At 63.9% G+C, this 23,750-nt stretch carries 20 protein-coding genes, 1 tRNA gene and 1 pseudogene; 10 read left to right on the top strand and 12 right to left on the bottom strand.

The window, feature by feature from the left end; translation table 11 throughout:
* Nucleotides 1–3: 3 nt before the first annotated feature.
* From FS388_RS10255 to FS388_RS10225, 7 genes are all read right to left on the bottom strand, one after another.
* Nucleotides 4–957 carry a type II secretion system F family protein gene (locus tag FS388_RS10255; RefSeq protein WP_146341327.1) on the bottom strand — a complete coding sequence of 318 codons (954 nt, stop codon included), beginning with the start codon at nucleotides 955–957 and terminating at the stop codon, nucleotides 4–6.
* Complete coding sequence (locus FS388_RS10250) at nucleotides 954–2,441, bottom strand: CpaF family protein (protein ID WP_146341326.1); 1,488 nt, start codon at nucleotides 2,439–2,441, stop codon at nucleotides 954–956. The genes FS388_RS10255 and FS388_RS10250 overlap by 4 nt, the downstream gene beginning before the upstream one ends.
* On the bottom strand, nucleotides 2,438–3,628 hold the full coding sequence (locus FS388_RS10245; protein ID WP_146341325.1) for an AAA family ATPase: 1,191 nt from the start codon (nucleotides 3,626–3,628) through the stop codon (nucleotides 2,438–2,440). Before FS388_RS10245 ends, FS388_RS10250 begins: the two co-directional genes overlap by 4 nt.
* Nucleotides 3,625–4,335, bottom strand: coding sequence for a Flp pilus assembly protein CpaB (locus tag FS388_RS10240; protein WP_146341324.1), 711 nt, complete (start codon nucleotides 4,333–4,335; stop codon nucleotides 3,625–3,627). The genes FS388_RS10245 and FS388_RS10240 overlap by 4 nt, the downstream gene beginning before the upstream one ends.
* A gap of 9 nt (nucleotides 4,336–4,344) precedes the next feature.
* Entirely contained in the window at nucleotides 4,345–5,343 is a 999-nt protein-coding gene (locus FS388_RS10235) for a pilus assembly protein TadG-related protein (RefSeq protein WP_146341323.1), read from the bottom strand.
* Entirely contained in the window at nucleotides 5,331–5,723 is a 393-nt protein-coding gene (locus tag FS388_RS10230; protein ID WP_146341322.1) for a TadE family protein, read from the bottom strand. The genes FS388_RS10235 and FS388_RS10230 overlap by 13 nt, the downstream gene beginning before the upstream one ends.
* Before the next feature lie 116 nt (nucleotides 5,724–5,839).
* Nucleotides 5,840–6,028 carry a Flp family type IVb pilin gene (locus FS388_RS10225; protein WP_246836187.1) on the bottom strand — a complete coding sequence of 63 codons (189 nt, stop codon included), beginning with the start codon at nucleotides 6,026–6,028 and terminating at the stop codon, nucleotides 5,840–5,842.
* Between the two features lie 364 nt (nucleotides 6,029–6,392).
* On the opposite strand from FS388_RS10225, the gene FS388_RS10220 reads away from it, so the two are divergent.
* The 5 genes from FS388_RS10220 to FS388_RS10200 all read left to right on the top strand — a co-directional run bounded on the left by FS388_RS10220 (nucleotide 6,393) and on the right by FS388_RS10200 (nucleotide 12,576).
* Nucleotides 6,393–7,037 (top strand): TetR/AcrR family transcriptional regulator, encoded by a 645-nt coding sequence (locus tag FS388_RS10220; RefSeq protein WP_146341320.1) that lies wholly within the window; start codon nucleotides 6,393–6,395, stop codon nucleotides 7,035–7,037.
* A gap of 128 nt (nucleotides 7,038–7,165) precedes the next feature.
* Nucleotides 7,166–8,983, top strand: a complete 1,818-nt coding sequence (locus FS388_RS10215) for a thiamine pyrophosphate-binding protein (RefSeq protein ID WP_146341319.1) — start codon at nucleotides 7,166–7,168, stop codon at nucleotides 8,981–8,983.
* A 22-nt stretch (nucleotides 8,984–9,005) separates the two neighbouring features.
* Nucleotides 9,006–9,926: an ABC transporter ATP-binding protein gene (locus FS388_RS10210; RefSeq protein ID WP_146341982.1), complete on the top strand. Its 921-nt coding sequence runs from the start codon at nucleotides 9,006–9,008 to the stop codon at nucleotides 9,924–9,926.
* Complete coding sequence (locus tag FS388_RS10205) at nucleotides 9,923–11,581, top strand: ABC transporter permease (RefSeq protein WP_146341318.1); 1,659 nt, start codon at nucleotides 9,923–9,925, stop codon at nucleotides 11,579–11,581. The genes FS388_RS10210 and FS388_RS10205 overlap by 4 nt, the downstream gene beginning before the upstream one ends.
* On the top strand, nucleotides 11,551–12,576 hold the full coding sequence (locus tag FS388_RS10200; protein ID WP_210410182.1) for an arsenic resistance protein: 1,026 nt from the start codon (nucleotides 11,551–11,553) through the stop codon (nucleotides 12,574–12,576). The genes FS388_RS10205 and FS388_RS10200 overlap by 31 nt, the downstream gene beginning before the upstream one ends.
* A gap of 22 nt (nucleotides 12,577–12,598) precedes the next feature.
* Here the strand turns inward: FS388_RS10200 and FS388_RS10195 are convergent, their stop codons facing one another.
* Nucleotides 12,599–13,039, bottom strand: a complete 441-nt coding sequence (locus FS388_RS10195; RefSeq protein WP_146341317.1) for a hypothetical protein — start codon at nucleotides 13,037–13,039, stop codon at nucleotides 12,599–12,601.
* A gap of 52 nt (nucleotides 13,040–13,091) precedes the next feature.
* Between FS388_RS10195 and FS388_RS10190 the strand changes: the two genes are divergently transcribed.
* A tRNA-Ser gene (locus FS388_RS10190) sits at nucleotides 13,092–13,182 on the top strand.
* A 666-nt stretch (nucleotides 13,183–13,848) separates the two neighbouring features.
* Here the strand turns inward: FS388_RS10190 and FS388_RS10185 are convergent.
* Together FS388_RS10185 and FS388_RS10180 are read right to left on the bottom strand one after the other, a co-directional pair.
* A pseudogene (locus FS388_RS10185) lies at nucleotides 13,849–14,244 on the bottom strand (integrase core domain-containing protein); the annotation flags it as partial.
* A 48-nt stretch (nucleotides 14,245–14,292) separates the two neighbouring features.
* A protein-coding gene (locus tag FS388_RS10180; RefSeq protein WP_146341316.1) for an IS3 family transposase occupies nucleotides 14,293–15,404 on the bottom strand; the annotation gives its coding sequence in 2 pieces (ribosomal slippage) (nucleotides 14,293–15,134 and nucleotides 15,134–15,404; 1,113 coding nt in all).
* 1,407 nt (nucleotides 15,405–16,811) lie between these two features.
* Between FS388_RS10180 and FS388_RS10170 the strand changes: the two genes are divergently transcribed.
* Together FS388_RS10170 and FS388_RS10165 are read left to right on the top strand one after the other, a co-directional pair.
* Nucleotides 16,812–17,243, top strand: a complete 432-nt coding sequence (locus FS388_RS10170) for a helix-turn-helix domain-containing protein (RefSeq protein WP_146341314.1) — start codon at nucleotides 16,812–16,814, stop codon at nucleotides 17,241–17,243.
* The gene (locus FS388_RS10165) at nucleotides 17,243–17,716 is read left to right on the top strand and encodes a hypothetical protein (protein ID WP_146341313.1); all 474 of its coding nucleotides are present in this window, start codon (nucleotides 17,243–17,245) and stop codon (nucleotides 17,714–17,716) included. Before FS388_RS10170 ends, FS388_RS10165 begins: the two co-directional genes overlap by 1 nt.
* A 454-nt stretch (nucleotides 17,717–18,170) precedes the next feature.
* Here the strand turns inward: FS388_RS10165 and FS388_RS10160 are convergent, their stop codons facing one another.
* Both FS388_RS10160 and FS388_RS10155 read right to left on the bottom strand, forming a co-directional pair.
* A complete protein-coding gene (locus FS388_RS10160; protein WP_146341312.1) occupies nucleotides 18,171–18,776 on the bottom strand; it encodes a hypothetical protein in 606 nt (201 codons plus the stop codon).
* 1,013 nt (nucleotides 18,777–19,789) lie between these two features.
* Nucleotides 19,790–20,635, bottom strand: a complete 846-nt coding sequence (locus tag FS388_RS10155; protein WP_146341311.1) for an OadG family protein — start codon at nucleotides 20,633–20,635, stop codon at nucleotides 19,790–19,792.
* A 56-nt stretch (nucleotides 20,636–20,691) separates the two neighbouring features.
* Between FS388_RS10155 and FS388_RS10150 the strand changes: the two genes are divergently transcribed.
* Complete coding sequence (locus FS388_RS10150; RefSeq protein ID WP_146341310.1) at nucleotides 20,692–22,092, top strand: phosphomannomutase/phosphoglucomutase; 1,401 nt, start codon at nucleotides 20,692–20,694, stop codon at nucleotides 22,090–22,092.
* A 280-nt stretch (nucleotides 22,093–22,372) separates the two neighbouring features.
* Nucleotides 22,373–23,749, top strand: coding sequence for a cytosine permease (locus tag FS388_RS10145; RefSeq protein ID WP_146341309.1), 1,377 nt, complete (start codon nucleotides 22,373–22,375; stop codon nucleotides 23,747–23,749).
* Nucleotide 23,750: the final 1 nt, after the last annotated feature.

Here is a 23,750-nt window from a genome sequence, read left to right as displayed (position 1 = left end):
CGATCAGAACTTGATCTCCACGGTCTTCCGCAGCCAGAGTCCCCCGATGATGAGCATCAGCACGGCCGTGACCATCAGCCCGTATCCGAGCAGACTTTCGGTGAACGGGGCGAGGTAGCTGGGGTTGGTGACGAGCAGAAACGCCGCCAGTCCGAAGGGAAGCACCATGAGGATGAGGGCAGAGAGCCGTCCCTCGGCGCTGAGGGTGGCGACCTGCCCGCGGATCTCGTTGCGCTGACGGATGGTGTCGGCCACCCCGTCGAGGACTTCGGCGAGGTTGCCGCCCACCTCACGGTTGATGGCGATGGCCTGGGTGACCCAGGAGAAGTCTTCGCTGGCCATGCGCTCCGCGGTGACGTCCAGGGCGAGGCCGAGGTCCCGGCCCACGCGCGTCTCGTTGACGATGCGCGCGAACTCCTCCGCCGTCGGACTGTCTGCCTCCTTGGCCACCGAGGAGAGCGCCTGCGGAAGGCTGTGGCCTGCGCGCAGGTTGGATGCCATGAGCTGCAGGGAGTCGTCGAGCTGTTCGGCGAACTGCTTCTGGCGCTTCGTGATGCGGATGCTCAGCGTGATCCTGGCGACCAGCGGCACCACAGCTGCGAGGACGATCGCCAGCAGCGGGCCGTTCAGCAGAAGTCCTGCGGCTGCGCCGACCAGTGAGCCGACGAGGATCAGGAACACGAAGTCCTGCGGCCGTGTCTTCATCCCTGCCAGTTCCAGGGTGGATTCGCCCGCGGGAGTGCCGCGCCGCCCCATGGCGCGCTCGATGGCACCGGTGGCAGCCGCCGCACCCCGCTGCAGCGCACTGGGCCTCGGCACATAGCCGGGCCGCCTGCGGCTGACAGGGATGCGGACCGGCCCAGGAGACAGCAGCAGATAGCAGAGAAGCCCGACGGCCAGCGCGCCTGCCACCACGGCGGCGGCAACGGTCGGGTGCTGCTCCAGCAGCTCGTTCATCGGCCTGTCCCGGCCGGTGGCTGAGCGAAGACGTGCGGGGACACCGTGATGCCCATTTCTTCGAAGCGATCGGTGAAGCGCGGCCGAATGCCCGTGGAGACTGGTTTGCCGAGGAAGGTGCCGGATTCGTCGACGCCTGCGGAGTAGTCGAACAGGAAGACGTCCTGGAGGGTGACGGTCTGGCCCTCCATGCCGTGCACCTCGGTGACGGCGGTGACGCGGCGGGTGCCGTCGCGCAGTCGCGTGAGCTGCACGATCACGTCCACGGCTGAGGCGATCTGCTCACGGATGGCGCGCAGCGGCAGGTCCATGCCGGCCATGAGCACCAGGGTCTCCAGGCGTGAGATGGCGTCCCTGGGTGAGTTGGCGTGCACAGTGGAGAGCGAGCCGTCGTGGCCGGTGTTCATCGCTTGGAGCATGTCCAGGCTCTCCCCGCCGCGGACCTCGCCGACGACGATGCGGTCCGGGCGCATACGCAGGGAGTTGCGCACCAGGTCCCGGATGCTGACCTCGCCTTTGCCTTCGACGTTGGGGGGACGGGATTCGAGCCGGACCACGTGGTCCTGCTGCAGCTGCAGCTCCACGGCGTCCTCGATGGTGACGATGCGTTCGCCCTCAGGGATGAAGGAGGAGAGGACGTTGAGCAGGGTCGTCTTGCCGGAGCCGGTGCCCCCGGAGACGATCACGTTGAGCTTGGCCGCCACGCACGCATCCAGCAGTTCGACCATCTCGGGGCTCAGCGTGCCGAACCGGACGAGGTCAGCAGCTTTGAAGGGGTCCTTGCTGAACTTCCTGATGGTCAGGGATGAGCCGTTGAACGCCAACGGCGGGATGACGGCGTTGACGCGTGAGCCGTCGAGGAGCCGGGCGTCGACCATGGGGGCGGACTCGTCGATGCGACGGCCGATGCGGGAGACGATCCGTTCGATCACCAGCCGCAGGTGCTCCTCCGAGGCGAACCGGCTGGCGGCCTGCTGCAGCTGGCCGGACTTCTCGATGTAGATCTTATCGGGCCCGTTGACCATGACCTCAGTGACGTCAGGGTCATCGAGCAGGCGCTGCAGCGGACCGTAGCCGAGGACGTCGTCCTGAACCTCTGCGGTGAGCCGTCGTCGCTCCTCGCTGCTGAGCGGGATGGAGGACTTCTCGATGACGGTGTTCAGCTCGGCCCGGACCAGGGAGTGGAGCTGGTGCTCGGCCAGCGAGGGATCATTCAGCCGGGCGCCGATCCTTTTGAACAGCGTGGCGGCGGCGTCGTCCTTCAGCTGCCGCAGTGCATCGTCTGGCTCGGCCGCGGCTTTGGGGGCGGCGGGCTTCTTGGTGCCGCCGCCTGCCTTGCGGATGGCGGCCCGGGTGGCCGGCGGCGGGCCGGAATCCTCAGGGGTCTCGGCGTCGGCGGAGGTGTCCGCGGACTTCTGGGCGGAGCGGCCGTTGGGATGCTGCTGACGCCGCTGCGCTGCTTGGAGCCGTTCGGACAGGCTCATCGTGATGTCCTCCGTCGCTCGCGAAGCCGTCCGCGCCGGTCCAGGTCGACGCCGTCGGGGAGCAGGCTGCTGGCCAGCGGAGCCAGCGCCTTCACCAGCGGGTCTCGGGTGCCCGCTTGCATGAGGGGCACACCGACGTTCAGTGAGGCGGGCGCCGCCTTGGACACAGGTATCGAGGTTTCGACTGCGACGCCCAGCGTCTCATTGACGTCCTTGCGGGTGACGCCGTGGGAGGTGTCTGCGAAGTTGACCACCACGTGGTAGTTGCCGGTGAACATCTGCAGCACGGAGAGGGTGTCCACCACCTTGCGCAGCCCGGAGACCCCGGGCACGCTCAGCGTGGTGAGCAGCAGCGGGTCGGTGGTCTGGTCGAGGGCGCCGAGCGTGTGATCGGAGATCCCGGGTGAGGTGTCGACCACCACGTAGTCGAACTCGCGGGAGAGCAGCTGGAGCAGCTGGCTGATCTGGCCGCTGGTGATGCTGTCCCCTGCTGCCGGGCTCTCCGGCGCGGGGACGACGTAGAGGCCGGTCTCATGCAGAGTGAGCCGTGTCTTGAGCGCGATGGTGTCGCCGCTGGCCGCGCTCTGCAGCACATCGGGGAGGAAGTGCTCGGGGGTGAGGTTCAGGGCGGTGGCGACGTCGCCGAACTGCAGGTCCAGGTCGACGATGACGGTGGAGTGCGGCACGGCGACGGCGCAGGCGACGGCGAGGTTGGTGGCGATGGTCGTCTTGCCGGCGCCGCCTTTGGGCGAGACGACCGTGATGACCCGGCCGGTGGGCTCCTGGTCGTGGGCTGCGGCGTGCCGGGCGGTGAGCTTCTCTGCCAGCTGGACGGCGCTGCCGAGCGCCTGCTCCACCTGGTGATCGTCGGCGTCGGCGGGCACCAGGTCCTTGACGCCGGCTCGCATGGCGCGCAGGCCCAGGGTTTCGGCGTCGTCGGCGATCATCAGGAGCACGGTGTCCGGGTGCTCTGCGGAGAAGCGTGCGGCCAGCGAGAGGCAGAGCTCTGGGTCCTCCCGGGAGTCGAGGACCAGGACTTCGGGGGCTGAGGCACCGTTCAGCCGTCCCAGCAGGTCCGATGGGCTCTCCGACTCGGGTGCGGGCAGCGGCATGTAGGCCACGCCGGCCGCCTGGGCGTAGGCGGCTTCGACGTAGGGGCCTGCACCGGCCACGGCGATGCGGATCATTCGAGCACGTCCTCGGGGCTGACGGGACCGGTCTCGTCCTCGGGGGCGTCGTCCGGTTCCAGGGACAGCCAAATCCCGTGGAATTCGGCGGCGTGGGCGACGAGTTTGGCGTCCGGGGCTTCGACGGCGAGCGTGACCATGAGGGTGTCCGCCGCGGCTTCGGTGGTCTCGTTGCCTTCTTCGTCCTCCACGACGCTGACCCCGCCCTGCACCCGGGTAACGAGAACTTTCTGCAGGGTCAGCTGCGTCTCTGACTCTCCGCTGACGTAGAAGCCGACGGTGTCCCCGGCTGCGAGGTGGCCGCCGATGACCCGTGTGGTGGGGAGCTGGACGGTGATCTGGTGGTAGCCCTCAGGTGCTTGGACTTCATCGTCGGGCTCGAGGTCTTCCGGGCGGGCGAATCGTCCGGGAACCAGCTGCTCGCCGGGGTAGAGGGTGGTGATGGTGACCTCACCGGAGACGTCCTCGAGCGAGGTGAGCGCACCCTCCACCACCGTCGCCGCGGGCACATCGTCAGCGGTCACGTACTCCCCCAGCTCGGAGGCCGGGGTGCCTTCGGGGACCTGGTCGCTGACGACGAGTACGGTCTCCGGCTCCATGTCGGCCATGGCTCGTTCATCTGCCTGGGTGACGTAGTTGATGACGAGGACAGCAGCTATGGCTGCGAGAACAACTGCGATGAGGGCGGCCAGAATACGACGGGACAATCGCGATCCTTACTCGGAGGATGTTGGGGTCAGGGCGACCACGGAGGCGCCCATGCGGGGGCTGTCCGGGCTGTACTCGAAGTCCTCGGAGAGGTCGACGAAGCGGTCGAAGCTGCCCCGGACACAGCGTTGACTGCCGCTGCAGGGCGAGGAAGATGCGGGGTACTCCGCGCCCGAGAATCGATAGCCGGAGAGCGTGAAGGCCGCATACCCAAATATGCGGAACTGCGCGTCGCTTCCTTCGCCCGTGGCCTCGTTGAAGATCGGCAGGAGCACCGTCTTGCCGATCCAGTCTTCGAAGTCTTGAGCTTCGCATGCTGAGGGAATGCTGTTGCCGGGGTCCCCTCCAACCACGCCGCCGACTACAGACTTCGTCTCGCCGCAGTTCTCGGGATTGGGAGTCAGCCAGCCGAATCCACCGGGAAGTGGGTTTCCGGACGGCCCGTTGCAGCCCGTGTCGGAGTGTTTGGGCAGCTGGATGGTGACTTCTTCGCCGGATCCGTTCATGTCTACCCCCACGACGGTTCCCGTCTCGTCCTTAAGGGGCGTGATGTTCGACTGGGCAACCAGTTCGCACCACGAGAAGGCCAGGGGAAGAACGGCGGTCCCACCGGTGGGGTATCCCCAGCGTGCACTCGACTCCGCCTCAAGCTCGGTGCTGTTGATGCCGACGATTGGGCCGAACCAGTGCTCGCGAACGCTGCTCGTCTGGACAGAGACCTCGCCTGCTTTCTCGTCGAGGTGAGTGACGGACCCTTCGGCACCTGATCCGTTGAAATTGGCCTTGGCCATGGTCTCTGCGGTGACATCGGTGGTATCGCAGTCGTCTCCGGCGCAGTCCTGAGCTGCGGCAAGCGCTGCTGCATCAGCGCCGGTTCGCAGCTGTTGGCGGTCTGCGTGCATTGCGGCCACATCGATGGCCAGTGCGGCAAGAATCATGATCGGGACCAGCATCAGCGCAACAATGATGCCGACCGCGCCACGGTCGTCGTTCTTCACCCGTTGCATCGCATGGTCCCCTTGCCCGTCAGTGTGATGGGAGTGCCCAGCCCCAGCAGTTCTAAGGGGTAGTTGATCTTCAGCGTTGCGGTTCCGCCGGTTTCGCAGCCACCTGAGGGCTCTAAGGTGATATCGGAGTCGGAGACATTGGCTGAGGGGGCCGCCGACGCAATGGTCCTCTCCGTAGCCGCCGTGACGGGGTCACTGTCGTCCGAGGTGTCCGCCAGGGCCATGATCCGGACACCGTCTCGCGCCGCATTGGAGAGAACAGACTGCACGTGAAACGCATGCCCAAAGGCCAAGATCCCGAGCAGCATCGCCACTAGGACAGGAGCGACGAGCGCAAACTCCACGGCAGAAGCACCACGGTCGCGCGTGCGTGCTCTCATGTGCTGTCCTCTCTTGCTGCCCGATGTTTCGACGTGGTGATGATGCGCAAGTTGCCGGTGGACCCCGCTCAGGGCCCACCGGCAACTTCTCTGTCAACGCTAGCTATTCGTCGAGGTCACTCGGGGTCAACTGGGTCAACGTTGCCCTCGAGCTCGGTGTTGACCGCCTCGAAGGCGCCTTCGATATAACCCCCGAGTGCTACAACCGCGAGGATGATTACCGCTGCGATCAGACCAACGAGCAGGCCGTACTCGACCGCGGTGGCGCCGCGGTCCTTACGGCTGTCCACACGCTCAGAAACCATGGACTGAAGGGTGGCGAAAAGTGAGTATGCGCGCATCATGAGGCATTCCTTTACATCAAGGTAAGTGGTAGGGCGGCGGAGCGAGATTCCTGCATCCATGCGTGATCAAGATCCAAAAGAATTCTGACATCTGTTTGCGTGGTCTGCAAGTTTGCATGTTAAGCCCACTTTCATAGTATGCATAGTTGCCAGTTCTGTGGTCAGATCTCAGGCAGATTGAGCTCACCGGGATCGCAGCACTTAACCCCATCGCCGCCGCAGGCTCGCAAGTGCACCTTTTTCGCATCTCCGCGTCACCCACAAGAAGAATCTTGGTGAACGGGAAATAGGTTGAGCAGCACAGTCACGCGGTATAATCTCGCGCATGGATATGGGGCGTATAGGTCTGCGCGAGATGAAGAAGCAGATGACGCGCAAAACGATCGCCGACGCCGCACTGAAGCTCACCGAAGAGCGAGGCCTCGACGAGGTCACCATCGACGACATCGCCCGAGAGGCCTTCGTCTCCCCCCGCACTATCTCCAACTACTTCGCCACCAAAGAAGAAGCTGTGCTGGGCGCATTCAACCTGGGCGTCGAACAGGTCATCGACGATTTCGCGACCCGCTCTCCAGAGGGCCCGCCGCTGCAGAGGCTATGCACACTCATGCGCGACTACGCCCGGGAGAACCCCGCACAGCTGAGACAGGCAGCGCAGGTGACAGCGCTGGAGGCAGAGAATCCCAGCCTGCGGCGCTTCCGCATCGAGCGCGAACTCGAACTCATTGAGCTCCTCGCCCACCGCCTCGCCGCGTGCACAGGCACCGATCCGAAGACCGATCTCTACCCTGGCCTGGTTGCTCTGGCCGCCATCTCAGCAGTCAACATGTCGCTGGCAATGTGGGCCCGTCGGGAGCTGCCCGATGAGCAGCTCCCCGAGCTCATCCAGGACGCGTTCAACATCGTCAGCGACGGCTACCCCCACCCAGCGAAGAACGCGCCCGAGCAGACCGCTCCGGAACCCGTCTGATCCCCTCCAGACCTAGGCAGCGCCGCTGATCGGCCGTAATGTCGGAGGCAGCCTCACGGGAACCCGTGCGGAACTGAGATCACGCGCCGAGCAGCCACTGCCCCACGCGCGGTCAGGAGGAGAGACACGTGACCGAGCAGCAGCCCAACGGCGCAGATTTCGTCATCTCGCGAATGCCGCAATGGGGAATCAGCCACGTCTTCGGCTACCCCGGCGACGGCAACAACTCACTGGTCGGCGCCATCCGGCGCTCCCAGCACCACCAGCAGCCCCTCGAGTTCGTCCAGGCCCGGCACGAGGAATCCGCAGCCTTCATGGCCGTCGGCTACGCCAAATACTCCGGACTCCCCGGCGTCGTCACCGCCACGCAGGGACCAGGGGCGCTGCACCTCCTCACCGGCCTCTACGACGCGAAGCTCGACAGCGTCCCCGTCGTGGCGATCATCGGGCAGCAGCCCACCACCACACTCGGCTCAGGCGATCAGCAGGAAGTCGATCTCCACACGCTCTTCCAAGACGTCTCCGGGTTCACCCTGCAGGTCTCCACCCCCGAACAGCTCCCACTGGCCCTGGACAAAGCATTCAGAGAAGCGCTCAGCTCCTCAGGCCCCGCCGTGGTGATCATCCCCCAAGACGTGCAGTCCGGACCTGCCCCCGAGATCCCGCACGAGCACGGCTACGTGCAGACCACCCCCGCCTGGCAGCCGCCCCGCGTCGCCCCCGAGGAATCGGACCTCGAACGCGCAGCCGAGGTCATCCGCGCAGGCAGCCGCATCGCCTTCCTCATCGGCCAGGGCGCCCGCGCCTGCGGACCCCAGGTCCTGGAGCTGGCGGAGAAAGTGGGCGCAGGCGTCACCACCAGCCTGCTGGGCAAGCCCTACGTGGACGAGTCCCACCCGCTGGCGGCCGGAACCATGGGCCACCTCGGCACCACGGCGAGCGCGCAGGTGCTCCTGTCCTGCGACACCCTGGTGATCATCGGATCGAACGATCCATGGACTGAGTACTACCCGGTCCCCGGCTCGTGCGCCACCGTCCAGATCGACAACGACCCTGCCAAAGTGGGCAACCACTACCCCGTCGATGTGGGCGTCGTCGCTGACGCGACGGCTGCCGTGGAACGCCTCCTCGCGATGGTCGAACCCCAGGGTGAGGACGAGTGGCGTGACACTCTCCACCGCCTGGTCCAGGAGGAGACAGTCGCCGCCGAACGGCGCGCGGAGGTGACGATGAGGGCCGTCAACCCGGAGGCAGCTGCACGCACCCTGAGCGCACACCTGCCGGACGACGCGCTCCTGGCTCTCGACGTCGGGAGCAGCGTGTACTGGTACGTCCGTCAGATGATCGTCCCACCTCGGGGCACCGCGCACCTTTCAAGCACTCTGGCCAGCATGGGCTGCTCGATTCCCTACGGCATCGCAGCCAAGGAGGCCTCCCCCGGGCAGCCCGTGGCAGTCCTCAGCGGCGACGGTGCCATGCAGATGCTCGGGATCAACGAGCTCATCACTCTCGGGCGACGCTGGCACGAGTGGACGAGCCCTCGCTTTGTGGTGACCGTGCTGAACAACAGCGACCTCGCCGAAGTCAGCTGGGAGCAGCGGGAGAAGGAGAACGAGCCGCGGTTCCCGCAGAGCCAAGGCCTTCCGCGCTTCGACTACGCGGCATTCGCCGAGCTCAACGGCCTGCTGGGCATCACCGTCAGATCCTCAGCCGAACTTGAGGGCGCTTACCAGCAGGCTTTCGCTGCCGATCGCCCGGTCGTCATCGACATCCACACGGATCCGGATGCTCCCCTGCTTCCGCCGATTCCCTACGCCTTGTCCATGGCGCCGGGCATGGAAGAAGGGCTGGCGCATGAGCCCGAGGCGAGCAATGCCTCCGCCCTCATGCAGCAGTACTTGAACATTGAGCAGGATCGCTCACTGCCCACGGAGCAGCACCCCTAAGGAGGACACCGCGTTGGGACACATTCCGCCGGTCATCCATACCCGGGACCTGATCAAGCAGTTCGGTGCGGTCCGAGCGCTCGATCGTCTGAACCTCGACATCGGCCCAGGTGAGATCCACGGCTTTCTCGGTCCCAACGGCTCCGGCAAATCCACCACTATGCGCGTGCTGCTCGGGCTGCTGCGGCCCGATTCCGGCACCGTCACCCTGTTCGGCCGGGACCCGTGGAAGGACGCCAGTGAGCTCCACCGGCGCCTAGCCTACGTTCCCGGGGATGTGGAGCTCTGGCCCAACCTGACCGGCGGGGAGGTCATCGACATGTTCCTGCGCCTGCGAGCCGGATCCGCCCGTTCCCAGCACAGCACGAAGCGGCGGGACGAGCTGATCGAGCGCTTCGACCTGAACCCGCGGAAGAAGACCCGCACATACTCCAAAGGCAACAGGCAGAAGGTCGCGCTGATCTCCGCTCTGGCGACCGACGTCGACCTGCTGATGCTCGACGAACCGACCTCCGGCCTGGACCCCCTGATGGAGCACACGTTCCAGGAGGTCATCAAGGAAGCCGCAGCCCAGGGCCGCTCAGTGCTGCTCTCCAGCCACATCCTCGCCCAGGTCGAAGCTCTCTCCGACCGCATATCGATCATCCGGGCCGGGCGCATCGTCGAGTCCGGCACCCTCTCCGGGCTGCGGCACATGACCCGCACCACCATCGAGGTCGAGACGGCGAAGCCCGCCGGAGCACTCGCCGAGGCTCACGGCGTCCACCACTTTCGCGAAGCTGGCGAGCGCACCGTCTTCGAGGTGGACGGGAACCGGATCGATGCTGTGATGCGGCAGATCACCGCCCTGGGGGTCCGTTCCCTGGTGGCTCATCCCCCGACGCTGGAGCAGCTGCTGATGCGCTACTACGGCGACGACCCCGAAGGAGCAGAGCAGGGATGAGCACCGCTCTGGGTCACGACTCCGCCCGAGCGTCGAGCCGGAGCGCACGCCGATCCACGCTGACAGGGACCGGGAAGCTGCTGCGGTTCATGCTGCGCCGCAACCGTATCTACACCCCCATGTGGGTCCTGGGCATTGCGCTGATAGGCTTCTACGTCGCCCACGCGATCCAGATCATCGCAGAGACTGATCAGGAGCTGGCGAACCTGACCACCATGTTCACCGACCCGGTGGGGCGCATGATGACCGGCCCTGCCTTCGGCATGGACGCACCCACGCATGAGCGGTTCTTCGCCGCCGGCTATGTGCTGTTCATCTACATCCTCATGGCGCTCATGAGCGTCTTCACCGTGGTGCGCCACACCCGGGCGGAGGAGCAGAGCGGACGAGCTGAACTTGTGCGGTCCAATGCGGTGGGTCGCCATGCCACACTCACCGCCACCCTGGTCCTGGTGAGCGGCGCGAACCTCATCGCCGCCGGCTTCGTCTGGGTCGCCGCGCTCACAGCGGACTACTCCCCCGAAGGGTCTGCCCTCGTTGCTGCGGGCGGACTGGCCGTGGGGCTCTTCTTCTCCGGTGCCGCAGCGGTCAGCGCACAGCTCAGCGAATCCTCCCGCGGCGCCTCGGCGATGGCCGGCGGCCTGCTGGGGCTGGCGTATCTGATCCGCATGAGCGGGGACGCCGCCGAGGTGGGCGGCAGTGCCCTGTCCTGGTTCTCCCCCCTGGGGTGGGCCCAGCAGACCGCCCCCTATGTGGAGGATCGGTGGTGGCCGCTGGCGCTGCTCGTCGGGTTCGCGGTGGCACTCATGTCGCTGGGCTTCTGGCTGTCCACGAAGCGTGACCTCGGGGCGGGCCTCATGCACACCCGACCGGGCCGGCCAGAAGCCTCGCCTGCGTTGGGCACCCCGGCAGGGATCGCTGCACGCACTCTGCGGGGCACCCTGCGCGGGTGGGCGATTGCACTGCTGATCACCGGCCTGATGTACGGCGGATTCGCGCAGACCATGCTCGACACCGCAGACGACCTTCCAGCGGAGATGGCCCAGATCTTCGCAGGCGATGACATCATGCTGGGCTACCTGGCCTACATGGCACTGTTCATGGCGGTGTTCGTCGCCGCCGCTGGGGTCGGCGGCCTCCAGCTGATCAGAGGCGAGGAGGGCAGCGGGCATGCCGAGTACCTGATGTCAGCGCCCCTGAGCCGCACCGCCTGGCTCGGCGCGCACCTTGCGGTGCTGCTGACCGGCCTTCTGCTCCTCGTGGCACTGGTCGGTGCAGGCATGGGAATCGGCACTTTCGCCTCCCTCGAAGAGGACGGCGGCAGGCACTTCGGCCAGATCTTCCTGGGCTCCTTGGCACAGACCCCTGCGGTGCTGGCTGTGATCGGTATCGTGATCGGACTCTTCGGCTGGGCCCCTCGCCTTGCCATCCCTGCGGGCTGGGTCGTCATCGGGTTCGCCGGCTTCATGACGACCTTCGGCGGTCTCCTGGAGCTGCCTCGGTTCGTGGAGAGCCTGAACGTCTTCGGGCACCTGGCCGAATACCCGGTGGAGGAGATTGCGTGGACCCCGGTGCTCTGGCTGACAGGTCTCGGCGCAGTCGGGATCGCGGTCGGCTTTCTGGGATGGAACCGTCGCGAAATCAGCAGGGCCTGAACCGGATGATGACACGAGTGTCGCACGACTCCTTGGAGCAGCATCAGGTCTGGATCTACCTCGCGGGTCTTCTCCTCGGCGCGGGAGTGGGGATGGCCTGGCCCGGGGGAAGTCAGCAGCTCGATGCGCTGGTGTGGCCGGCCCTGGCGCTGCTGCTGTACGCCACCTTTACGCAGATGAACCTCGCCGATGTGCCCAGGTCGCTGCGGGACACCCGGTTCCTCCTCGCCGCCCTGGTCGGCAACTTCCTCATCATCCCCGCAGCGGTGTTCGGGATCGTCTCCCTCATCCCGTCCCAGGACGCCCTGACCCTCGGCCTGCTCCTGGTGCTGCTGGTGCCGTGCACCGACTGGTTCATCACCTTCAGCGCTCTGGGGCGCGGCGATGCCGTGCGGGCTTCCGGTCTGACCCCTGTGGCGCTGTTCCTTCAGCTGGGCCTGCTGCCGCTGTACCTGCTCCTCATGACGGACTTCGATCTCGGCGGGGTCTTCGACATCCGGGCCGTCTGGCCTGCATTGATGGTCCTCGCCCTCCCCCTGGCGGCCGCGATCCTCACCGAAGCCGGGGCCTCACGCAGAAGGTTTTTGGCCCAGGTGCGTGAGCGGGCCGGGTGGTTTCCGGTGCCGCTGCTGGCGGTGGTGATCCTGTTCGTGTCGGCTTCTCACATCGGGCCGCTCCAGGAGCACCTGGGCCTGCTGCCGTGGGTGGGGCTGGCCGGTGGGCTGTTCCTCATCGCCGCGCTGCTGATCTCGAAAGTCATCGCCTCGGCGCTCCGGCTGCCGGCCCAGCAGGGACGAACGCTGGCCTTCTCGCTCGGTACGCGCAACTCGTTCATCGTCCTGCCGTTTGCGCTCTCCCTGCCCGAAGGGTGGGAGATCGTGCCCATGGTGATCGTCATCCAGTCGCTGGTGGAGCTGCTGGGGATGATCTTCTACGTGTGGTTCGTACCCAGGGTCTGGTTCCCGGACCGCACCATCAGGGCGCCGCAAGGATAGGGCGACGCCTTGTGCATCCTGATCAGTCGATGGCGCCTTCGGCCTCTGTGAGGCAGGCCAGCACCTGGTCGGCCCGACGCTGCACGGAGGCCACCTCGGAGTGCTGCAGCCTCACCATCGCTTCGGCCTCTGCAGTGGTTGCGACATGGTTCGCCGCCCGTGAGAGGGCTGCGTGGAGGTCGCGTGAGCCGCCGGGGATCTGGAGTGAGGTCCCTGGCCACCGTTCGTTGGCGCGGCGGCAGAGGTCATAGACCAGGGGCAGCTGATCGGCGAGCTGGTCTCCGATGACGACGAGCTGGTTGTGCACCGCGTCGTCCTCCACTCCCCCCAGAATCTGGTGGTAGCGGTCGATGCCGCGCTCGAACCTGTCATACGCCTGGCGCCACAGCCCGGATCCGAGCTCACGCTCTTTGCGACGGGCCTCGCGGCGGCCGGCGAAGAGGCCCGGCGGGATGATCTTCATAACGCGTTGAGTCTATACGTCGCGTATAGTGGTGCGTCGGCGTTCACGCCAAGGTGCGGTGTCCGAGCGGCCGAAGGAGACGGTCTTGAAAACCGTTGAGCAGCAACCCTGCTCCGTGGGTTCGAATCCCACCCGCACCGCCATAACTGCTCCGCAATAGCTGGGGTGCAGGGGTGAAGCTCAGAGAATTGCTCCTCCACTAACGGAAAACGCACTGGGAGCCGCAAGCGTTGGCTACACGGCCAGCACCCTAGAGCGACAAAGCAAAACCGGCACTAGCTACAACGTGGTCTGGTATCACAAGAGCAAGCGGCAAAGACCATGACAGTGTCGACGCGAGCGGCGGCCGAGGATTGGGTGCTTTTGCTCGATCCACACAAGGGCGACCAGGCCAGGGCGGGCAAGAATCTGGCGAAGTTGAAGTCGAAGGGGCCGCCACTAAGGTAAGTCGCTGAGGATCATTCCCCGGCTTCGTTCACGGTGCAGACCTATCTGTCCTGCACAAAGAAGCACATAGGGCCTGAGCTCGGCGCTTCGCTAAGCGACATGATCACGGACGACGACGTTTGTCGCTTCATCAAGCACCTTCAGGAAATATGGGCTGGCGGCGAAGACCATTCACAACGTCCTCGGCCTCCTGGCCTCGATCCTCGACTACGCGGTTGGGCGCGGACTGATCGACAGCAGTCCTTACCACGCGTCGATGCTCCCGAAGGCTGGCCCGTGGACGATCACAGCAAGTTCCTGACGTTCGAAGAGGTGGGATGCCCCCGGGAGTAGGCCCACGCGTTATGAGAGCCGCGGTTTCTTCAATGAGTGCAGATTTCAGCATACTCAGCGGGGCTGCGGTATCCGAGCGCTGAGTGGCGTCTGATCGTGTTGTACTCCTTCTTCCAATCAGTGATGATCATCCGGGCATGGGCTAGGGACCAGAAGCTGGTGATGTTCAGGCACTCGTCCCGGATCCGGCTGTTGAAGGACTCCACGTAACCATTGCGCCACGGGGAACCGGGCGGGATGTAGTGGAGCCCGGTGGCCTCTCCAGCCCAGTCAGCCATCGCCTGGCTGATCAGCTCCGGGCCGTTGTCGCACCGCAGGACCTGCGGTAGCCCCTGCTGCGCGGCGATAGCGTCCAGGTGGGTGGTGAGATCATCACCGGTGATGCTGCGGGCCACGATCCCGCCCAGACATTCGCGGGTGTGCTTGGGATGCCCCCGGGAGTAGGCCCACGCGTTATGAGAGCCGCGGTTTCTTCAATGAGTGCAGATTTCAGCATACTCAGCGGGGCTGCGGTATCCGAGCGCTGAGTGGCGTCTGATCGTGTTGTACTCCTTCTTCCAATCAGTGATGATCATCCGGGCATGGGCTAGGGACCAGAAGCTGGTGATGTTCAGGCACTCGTCCCGGATCCGGCTGTTGAAGGACTCCACGTAACCATTGCGCCACGGGGAACCGGGCGGGATGTAGTGGAGCCCGGTGGCCTCTCCAGCCCAGTCAGCCATCGCCTGGCTGATCAGCTCCGGGCCGTTGTCGCACCGCAGGACCTGCGGTAGCCCCTGCTGCGCGGCGATAGCGTCCAGGTGGGTGGTGAGATCATCACCGGTGATGCTGCGGGCCACGATCCCGCCCAGACATTCGCGGGTGTGCTCATCAACAATCGAGGCGATCTTGATCGCGCGGCCGGTCTCATCGGCGTCGAACTGGAAGTCCACTGCCCACACCGTGTTCGGCGCACATGCCGGCGGCGCTTCCGCGGTGGAAGACCCAACGCGCTTGCGTCGGCGCTTCACCGGCACCCGCAGGCCTTCTTCACGCCATAGCCGTTGGACCTTCTTGTGATTGACCGCCCAACCCTCGGCCCGGGCGTCATGGTAGGCCCGTCGGTAGCCCCACCGCGGGTGGGCCTTCGCATAGGCGCGAAGCCACCCTCGCAGCGCGGCGTCAGGGTCAGCAGTGGTCTCACCCTTGAGTCGGCGGCGGAACGCAGAACGAGAAAGCCCGGTCAGCATCGTGGACTTGCGCTCGGAGAGGCCCATCTTTCTCATCAGGTGATGGACCCCAGCGCGGCGCCGATCCGGGCTTAGAAGTTTCCCTCCGCCAGCTCCTTCAGCGCCGCCTTCTCCAACTCCGCATCAGCCAGCAGCCGCTTGAGCCGGTCATTCTGCTTCTCCAGCTCCTTCAGACGCTTCGCGTCCTCGGCCTTCATCCCGCCGTACTGGTTCTTCCACCGGTAGTAGGTGGCCTCGGTTACTCCGAGTTCTCGGGCCACCGCGGCGACATCCTGGCCTTCGGCCTGGAGTTTCTCCGCATCTTGGAGCTTCCGGATGATCTGTTCCGGGGTATGGCGTCGTCTCTTCGAAGTCATAGTCACACCAGTCTTCCTGCCCGCTCCCACGGGCGCTAGTGCAACTCTCATAACCAGTGGACCGAAACTAGGGGGTCACTCCAAGGGCGACTATATCGGGGTGCCAAAGTCACAGCGCTCTAACCGAACGATCGGCCTGCCGGTCTCATCAGTAGAGATGCTCCGTCGCCCCATGAAAGACCGGGATCCCGAAGCCCCACTCTTCCCTAAGCAGGACGGCACATTCCTGAAGGCCGACTCGACCAATCGACACTGGAACAACGCCGTGAAGCGCACTGAGGGCCTCTCCCACAAGCCCAGACTGTATTCCCTCCGGCACACGTATGCATCCCTAATGCTGGTCAACGGCATGAACATCTGAAAGCTGTCGCGGCACATCGTGCATTTCTCCGTCAGTATCACAGAGTCGACTTACTCTCACCTCATGCCCGAAGCGCAGTACGAGGCCGCACAGTTCACCTCGACCTTCACGGTAGAGCCCGCTCCTGCGCTGGAGCTCACCTAAGCTGACCTCGTGAATGACGGTGAGGCGCGATATACCAGCAGCTGCAGTCCGCTAGCCAGGGGACCCACGCGAAGCTTGCCAGCTTCGAGATGCGCAACTATCGGCAAAGTCAAGCCTTAGCGTGAGTGCTCGGCCTGGGGTCACCTCTGAGAAGCGCAGTCGGATAGAGGCCGGCAGCATACAACGTCGCCAAGTAAGGGTGAGGATAAGTTCAGTCGATGTTTCCTCACGCGTACAGGCAATGTCTAGTTATAGTTAAAGGCTCGTCCAACGGTGAGGAAAAAGTGTGTGGAGTGACGGAAAGAACTCGATTTGCGCTCGACCGAACTCTTTCAATGAGTTCAAGACCCTCCAGACACTGCAAGAAGATGGTTCATCTCGCCCGGTGGTGGAAGACGAACTATTTGCCTGCGCCCTGGAAGTGATCCGTCGGAACTATGACGACGGGACTCCACCTAAAGCGGTCATTGAGCTGCTCCTGAGTCAGTACCGCACCTTGCGCAAACGTGCCGAAGCCGGCGCAATTGTTCAGGGCGAGCGGGACTCCGCTGGTATCTGCGTTAAACCTATGAGCCGTGAACCCGACATTTGGGAGCTCTCATGGCTATGGGAAGACGCCAAAATGAGGATCTACCACGCCGAACCGTCATGTAAGCCACACTGGATTGTGGCCCTCCGAGTCCATGAAAAGATGTGGCCTCGGGTGACGAGGAGATCATCAGACAACTGCAGAATGTAGAGGTCGACATCGCCGCCACCCGCTATCACACGGAGTCGCATCACCTGTGGGGCTACCCCCACTCATATTGACGTGCATGCTCAGGTCACCATAGATTGCAGTCTATGACGACGTTCGACGAGAGACTTGCAGCGGAGTTCGGCATCGACCTCGATTCCCCGCGATGCGCCGGAGCGATTACCTCACCGAGGCAAACGCAAAGCTTCTGGCGAGCCTCGTCCAGGTGCGTGCGGCTCGGGGTCTAACGCAAGACGATGTGGCAAAGCGATTGGGCGTCACTCAACCAACGATCGCCAGCTTCGAGCGGATGGACAGTGATCCCAAGCTGTCGACTGTCCGAAAATACGCCCACGCCGTCGAGGCCCTAGTGCGGCATGTTGTAGAGCAAGACACAGGGCAGCTTCTTGATGAGCGACAAGATGAGTGGACGCCCGACGAGCGACCCGTGACATTGCATGGGAAGTTCTTAACTTACCGGGCTCTCTCCTGGCATACACAAGTCGCGACTATGTGGGGTAACCACGAATTCCCCGTAGACGAGGAGTACATGACGGCGGCTGAGTCGAAGCCGTCCGACTTTGCTTTAGGAGCGTAATGACTCAAGAAGAAGCGGTACTGAACCGTGTCAAAGAGCTGCTCCCTCAGTTGACGTTAATGGATGTTGAGTTTCTAGAACTCCGTGCAGTTCGTGCGGGAGAGGAACATGAAGAGCAACTCGAGGACATCGATGAAGACGCGGTTAAACCTTCATTTGAACTCAAGTTCTCTCAGAACAAGAAGCGCGATAAGTTGCGTATCCGCCTGCGCATGGAGACGCAGTCCACTGAGGGCGTTGTCGAAGCTGAAGTTGCAGCGATCTACGAAATGTCTGAGTCGTCAAAACTCGGCCCTGACGTTATGCTCGAATTCGCGAACCGTGTCGGCGTCATGGCGCTGTTGCCGTACCTTCGAGAGGCGCTCCACAGCATGAGCTTGAAGGTCTTCGGTGAGCGCCTACTGATGCCGATGATTCCGGCCGGTGAGCTGCGTTTCGACGGCCCCGCCGAAATGGAGGAGTCTTCCGACTAGGGTCCTGGCGGCGGAGCTGCGTTCGAGGCCAGTTAAAACGCTAGTGGTCCGCAGGCACACTGGACGATCTGGGGAGTTGCCGCAGGTACTCCGACAATGCGTGCTTTGCTTTGCCCAGGGTCCTCGCCTGATTCGTCATGCAAGCGACCTCGGTGCATTCAAGTCCATTTGCAGTGGGCTCATTTGCGAACATTCGACAGCCGAAGGTCCGTTTACTCTCGATATAATGCTTTCCGCTCCCGGCGGGCTTTGACCCTCATCGCGGTTTCGCCGACGCGAAGGCACCGAGCTGGCGACCCCTGGTCAATCTTAGTCGACTCTTTTGGGCTGACTTCGCGCCGACGAACACTTTGAACGACCCCGGCACAGAACGGCCATAACCACCAGGCCGGTGATGAGCTCCACGCCAAACTCCGTTTGTCAGCACTTTCGCACTTAGCCAGTAGGCCGGACACTACTCCTCGTCGGTTAGCTCGTAATCATCAGCGATAGTGAACCCTCCGAGCAGTTCGTACATCAAGGTGATTCGATCTATATGCGCAGCGTCAGGATTATGCCGCATTAACCGCTCGCGAAGCGCTGCGACACTTTCCCAGTGATCCCCTGTTCTGGGGACCACGTACCCTGCAAATGATTCAGCCAGTCGATCCACAGACTCCTTGTCACTGATTGGCTTCGAAGCTGCGATTTGGGCGATTCCATAGGTTCCGGCCCGGAATACTAATCCTTTGGCCCGCTCAAGCCGACGGAACCACCTTGGCCTCTGCTGGACTTCGGCAAGAATGATTGCCCGCAAGAGATCGCCATCGGCCCCATGCTCCTTAGCAGCCTGAGAGATATATTCCCATTTATCTAGACCTATGTCTTTGACGAGTCCTTCTGTCAATTCATCAGCTTGCAAGGGGCGCGATGCCATCAAATATCTCGCCGCAGCTAGAAAAAGACTCGCAAACAGACCTGCCCATACGGCAATAAGAATATCGTCAATTTCAGGAATAAGGCCGGCGAGCTGCCCCCGTAGAAATGTCGCCAAGGTTGCGCTCATCACCACGAGAACCATGACCCCGCCGTGATGCACGAGTAGGACCAGCTTCTGTGCAGTTTGGGGTCCCCGGAGGAGGCGAAGCAATGCTCGAAGGTTCGTCCCGGCGAAGTGGCCCAGTAAGAGAATGCCCAGTCCAGCCCACGGCATTCCTCCAAGCTCATCCAGCACGACGCCAAGGAAGAGAGCTACAACGAAAACTGGGGCACCCCGGAAAACTATGTAGTGTCTAAAAACCCACCACGGGCGAGCTCGTCAGCGGTGTTCTGTACCGAACCGTAACTTTCTGGCCAGTCCGTGTTGATGCGCCTGTAGAGCACATGCAGTGCTCCGCTACCCGCCAAGGCGAGACCAACCGTCCAGAGTAAGGATTCCATGAGAATGATAATCTTCCATTATCTTCGTCTGCGGTCGTCGGCTACATGCGCTTCGCATGTTGCCTGCTTCTTTGTGCTCTGCACACCCAAAAGTGTTCCGTTTCCCTTAACCAACCCCTCGATTGTTCATGTATTTTTCGGGAAGGGGTTGCAGTTACATCCTGGAGAAGCGATGACCCGCGAGGGGGGCATTCTCACCACGGTGCATAAACCAGAAGGTTTGAGCTTTTCGATCATATGTCCTTGCACGGTGGAGCGTCAGGCACCTGGAAGCACGCAATTTCGATCGACCCTTAGAGGTCTGCCCGATCGGTAGGCCCCATCGCCCCCGGATAGTCACGGCGTGCTGAATTCCACTCGTCGGATGTCTCGCATCAGTAGGCGCTCGCCCGCATAGGCGTCTCAGCAGATTCGAAGTTAGGTTCATCGGCGGTTGAGCGCATGACGGAGAGACACTCACTTGACGGCCCAAAACGCGGGTTTGCTGCCTACGGTGAAGCAGCACCGCATCCAGTGAGACCGACAGTCGCCAGGGGGGGAACCACTGGCAGCAATCTTCGAGAAGATATAAAGGCGATTTCACGGATGCCTTTCTTAAACACACGGCTAAGCTGGCTATGCCCCCTGAACTGCGAGCTTGTAGCGACCGAGCGGCTACGACTGGTCCTTGAACACCACGAGGAAGCGGTGGGCCTCCTCCTCGGTGAGCGGCGAATTGGCCGCGAGCAGGGTCGCGGCCTCGTCCACATGATCGTCACGCAGCAGTGCGTACAGCTGATCATGGACCCACGGCTCCAGATCCTCGTGCGACAGGGTGATCTTCTCCTCACCCCGCTGCACCTCCAGATGGAAGCCGGCCGGCTCATCGTCCAGATCAGGGGCGGCCCACTCGTCCGGAATCGTCAGCTCCGCATCAGGATCGAAGCCGGACTCCCGCATGAGCTCCCGAGCCCGGGCATCCACGTCATCACCTTCAGGCTGCGAGGACTGTGCCCCCGGGATGTTCGGCACATTCTGCTCGTTGTCGCCGAGGATCTCCCCCGTGTTGGGATCAGCCTCAGCCACAGGTCCCTCGTCGTCGATGCGCTCTTCGTCGAAGGGGCTGACGTCAGCGTCCTCCCGCACGGCATCGATCGAGTCCTCGAGGTACTCCTCATCGAAGGAGCCATCCGAATCGAGCTCCTCACCCAGCCGAAGCTCCGAAGGCGACGGTTGTGGATACTGGTTCAACGCGTGGATGGCGACCACCGAATCGCGCAGCCCTACCCCGGTGAACTCCTTATAGGACGCCATCGCCTGCCGTCCGTTGCCTGCGGCAATATGCCGGTACACGGCCTTGTGCTGCTCATCATCCAAAGCGAGCGCCGCCTCACGGGCCATGCGAGGCGTGACCTCCTGCTGCAGCTTGTCCGCCACCTTCGGCGCCTGCCGCTGTGCGAGCAGGCGAAGGCCCAGAAAGATCAGAACGCCAAGGACCACCGCGATCGCCAGAAGTTCCATGCGCGCCATTCTACGCGGGCACGGCGCCGGCCCGCGGGTACGCCTAGGATGGACGAGTGAGCATCGACCTGAGCGAATCCTTCATGGCCTACGACGTCCGCGGTCTCGTCGGCGAGACGATCTCCTCCGAATCCGTACGCGCCGTTGGCGCCGGGTTCGTCGACGCACTGCAGCTCGCCGGACAGCAGGTGCTCGTCGGCGGTGACATGCGGCCCACCTCGGCCGAATTCATCGAAGCCTTCACCGAAGGTGCCACCGCTCGCGGAGCCAACGTCACCCAGCTCGGCATGATCTCCACCGACATGCTCTACTTCGCATGCGGGAAGCTGAACGCCCCCGGAGTCGTGTTCACCGCCTCCCACAACCCTGCCGGGTACAACGGCATGAAGATGGCCAAGGCCGGCGCGGTGCCCATCAGCGCCGACACCGGCCTCGAAGACATCCGCGTGATTTCGCAGGCCTACCTGGACAACGGGGAGATCCCCTCGCTGGGAGAGCCCACCGCCGTGGACGCCGAGAGCATGCTCACCGACTACGCGACATATCTGCGCGAACTCGTCGACCTCTCCTCGATCCGCCCGCTGAAGGTCGTCGTCGACGCAGCCAACGGCATGGCCGGGCTGACAACCCCCATCGTGCTCGGCAGCGAACGCCTCCCCGGCCTCCCGCTGGAGATCATCCCGATGTACTTCGAGCTGGACGGCACGTTCCCCAACCATCCGGCGAACCCCCTCGAGCCGGAGAACCTGCGCGACCTCCAAGCCGCCGTGCTGGAGCACGGCGCTGACATCGGGCTGGCCTTCGACGGCGACGCCGACAGGTGCTTCTTCATCGACGAGAAGGGACAGCCCGTCTCCCCCTCCGCCGTCACGGCCCTGGTGGCACGCCGCGAGATCGCCCGCGCGAAGGCCGCGGGTGAGGCTGAGCCGGCCATCGTGCACAACCTCATCACCTCCAAGGCGGTGCCGGAGCTCGTCGCAGCGGAGGGCGGACGCGCCGTCGAGACTCGCGTGGGCCACAGCTTCATCAAAGCGGTCATGGCATCCGAGGCAGCCGTCTTCGGCGGAGAGCACTCCGCCCACTATTACTTCCGTGACTTCTGGAACGCAGACACCGGCATGCTCGCGGCGATGCACATGCTCGCCGCGCTGGGCCAGCAGAGCCTGCCGCTGAGCGAGCTCAGCCGAGAGTTCAGCCCCTACGTCGCCTCCGGCGAGATCAACTCGAAGGTCCAGAGCAAAGAGGACGCGATGGCGGCCGTCGAGGCGGCGTTCGAGACGCGCGACGTGCTGGTCGACCGGATGGACGGGCTGCGTGTCCAGGCGGAGGACGGAACGTGGTGGTTCAACCTTCGGCCCTCCAACACCGAGCCGTACCTGCGCTTCAACGGAGAGGCCCGCACGGCCGAAACGATGGAGCGCACCCGCGACGAAGTGCTTGCGCTGGTGCGCCGATAGAGGGCGCAGCCCACCTGCAGGAAACATTCGCGAAACATTTGACTCTCTCAAAGAGCTAATTCGCGCGGATCTAAAAGTATTCTCGATTCGCAAGTCAATTCCGCAGGGTGATGCACATCCGAAGTCAAAGCTGATCATGACAGCATTACGGTGCACAGAACGCCGATCTACGGTGCAGATGCGCAGATGATCCGTCACTCTTCGCCGGATGGGGGATTGAACTGAGCCGGCGCTGGCCCTAAGTTCATGCATATCACTCGCACACTGAAGGGCTGAGAGCATGAACCTGTACCGTCGACTCGACGCTCACCTGCACGAGCACTCCGAGACCGGAGAGCCCGTTCCCGGCACCCTCAGCGGGGCCCGGATCTTCATGATCTGGCTCGCCGCCAACCTCGTCGTCACCACCATGCTCACCGGCACGCTCTTCGTGCCGGGAGTGGACTACTCCACCGCTGCGCTCGGCATCCTCGTCGGCACGCTGCTGGGCGCCGTCGTGCTCATCACCATCGGCTCCATCGGCACCCGCACCGGACTGGCCACCATGGCCCTGACCCGTGCGCCCTTCGGGCTGCGCGGATCCATGCTTCCGGTGGCGGCCAACATCATCATCCTCATGGGCTGGTCCTGGGTGCAGGCCATGCTGGCCGGCATCACCGTCGACCACCTCATCTCCACCTACACGGGCGCCGCCTCGAACCCCATCCTCTGGTCAGTGATCTGCCAGACCATCGTCGTCGCCCTCGCCATCTTCGGCCACCAGGGCATCGCCAAGATCGAGCCGTGGCTGGCCGCGCTGATCCTGGGCCTGATGGGCTTCGTCTTCTACACCGCCTTCTCAGCGTTCAGCCCAGCAGATTTCCAGAACCTGCCCACGGACCCGGCACTCGGCCTCGACGGGGTCGTGGTCCTGGACATCGTCATCTACACGGCCATCTCGTGGACCGTCCTCTCCGCAGACCTGAACCGATTCGCCCGCTCGCCGCGCGCGGGAGCCGTCGGCGCCGGCCTCGGATACACCGCCTCGACGACTCTGGCCATGCTCATGGGCCTCACCGGCATCTCCTACTTCCTGGCCCGCGGCCAGGACGCAGCAGAGTTCGACCCGACGCCGTTCGTCGACAGCTTCGGCACCGTCGTGGCCCTGGTCATCTTCCTCTCCGTGATGGCCACGAACACGATGGTCGTCTACGGCATGACCACCTCCGCCGTCACCTCCCACACCGGGCGCCACCTGCGGCTGCGCTTCCTCCCCACCGCACTGGGACTGGGCCTGATCAGCATCATCGGCGCCACCTGGATGGCGCTGCTGGACGCGTTCGCGGACTTCCTCGCCCTGATCGGCGCGTTCTTCATCCCCGTGTTCGCCATCATGCTCGTCGACTACTTCATCATCCGCCGCGCCAGCTACGGCCGTGACATCCTCAAGGCGCGCGACGGCGCCTACTGGTTCTCCGGCGGGGTCAACTGGGCAGCCATCGTCGTGTGGGTCATCGGGGCCGCAGCCACCTACGTCCTGGGCTACATCTGGGTGCCCCCGGCCGTCGGCTCCGCGATCCCCGCATTCGTCCTCTCCGCGGTGCTCTACCTCGCGCTCTCCTGGAACCGGCGTGCCAAGCGAGCCGACACCGGCGAATCTCTGGAAGCGTCCCGCTGAC

This window comes from Nesterenkonia sp. NBAIMH1, assembly GCF_007922635.1.
GTDB lineage: Bacteria > Actinomycetota > Actinomycetes > Actinomycetales > Micrococcaceae > Nesterenkonia > Nesterenkonia pannonica.
Note: the sequence above shows the minus strand (reverse complement) of the source record. Positions and strands in the feature narration are given on the sequence as shown.

What these genes read in the sequence shown, in the direction of transcription:
- FS388_RS10255 (WP_146341327.1), bottom strand. Translation starts at nt 957, where the DNA reads ATGAACGAGCTGCTGGAGCAGCACCCGACCGTTGCCGCCGCCGTGGTG.
- FS388_RS10250 (WP_146341326.1), bottom strand. Translation starts at nt 2,441, where the DNA reads ATGAGCCTGTCCGAACGGCTCCAAGCAGCGCAGCGGCGTCAGCAGCAT.
- FS388_RS10245 (WP_146341325.1), bottom strand. Translation starts at nt 3,628, where the DNA reads ATGATCCGCATCGCCGTGGCCGGTGCAGGCCCCTACGTCGAAGCCGCC.
- FS388_RS10235 (WP_146341323.1), bottom strand. Translation starts at nt 5,343, where the DNA reads ATGCAACGGGTGAAGAACGACGACCGTGGCGCGGTCGGCATCATTGTT.
- FS388_RS10230 (WP_146341322.1), bottom strand. Translation starts at nt 5,723, where the DNA reads ATGAGAGCACGCACGCGCGACCGTGGTGCTTCTGCCGTGGAGTTTGCG.
- FS388_RS10225 (WP_246836187.1), bottom strand. Translation starts at nt 6,028, where the DNA reads ATGGTTTCTGAGCGTGTGGACAGCCGTAAGGACCGCGGCGCCACCGCG.
- FS388_RS10220 (WP_146341320.1), top strand. Translation starts at nt 6,393, where the DNA reads ATGGATATGGGGCGTATAGGTCTGCGCGAGATGAAGAAGCAGATGACG.
- FS388_RS10205 (WP_146341318.1), top strand. Translation starts at nt 9,923, where the DNA reads ATGAGCACCGCTCTGGGTCACGACTCCGCCCGAGCGTCGAGCCGGAGC.
- FS388_RS10200 (WP_210410182.1), top strand. Translation starts at nt 11,551, where the DNA reads ATGGAACCGTCGCGAAATCAGCAGGGCCTGAACCGGATGATGACACGA.
- FS388_RS10195 (WP_146341317.1), bottom strand. Translation starts at nt 13,039, where the DNA reads ATGAAGATCATCCCGCCGGGCCTCTTCGCCGGCCGCCGCGAGGCCCGT.
- FS388_RS10170 (WP_146341314.1), top strand. Translation starts at nt 16,812, where the DNA reads ATGCGCCGGAGCGATTACCTCACCGAGGCAAACGCAAAGCTTCTGGCG.
- FS388_RS10165 (WP_146341313.1), top strand. Translation starts at nt 17,243, where the DNA reads ATGACTCAAGAAGAAGCGGTACTGAACCGTGTCAAAGAGCTGCTCCCT.
- FS388_RS10160 (WP_146341312.1), bottom strand. Translation starts at nt 18,776, where the DNA reads ATGGTTCTCGTGGTGATGAGCGCAACCTTGGCGACATTTCTACGGGGG.
- FS388_RS10155 (WP_146341311.1), bottom strand. Translation starts at nt 20,635, where the DNA reads ATGGAACTTCTGGCGATCGCGGTGGTCCTTGGCGTTCTGATCTTTCTG.
- FS388_RS10145 (WP_146341309.1), top strand. Translation starts at nt 22,373, where the DNA reads ATGAACCTGTACCGTCGACTCGACGCTCACCTGCACGAGCACTCCGAG.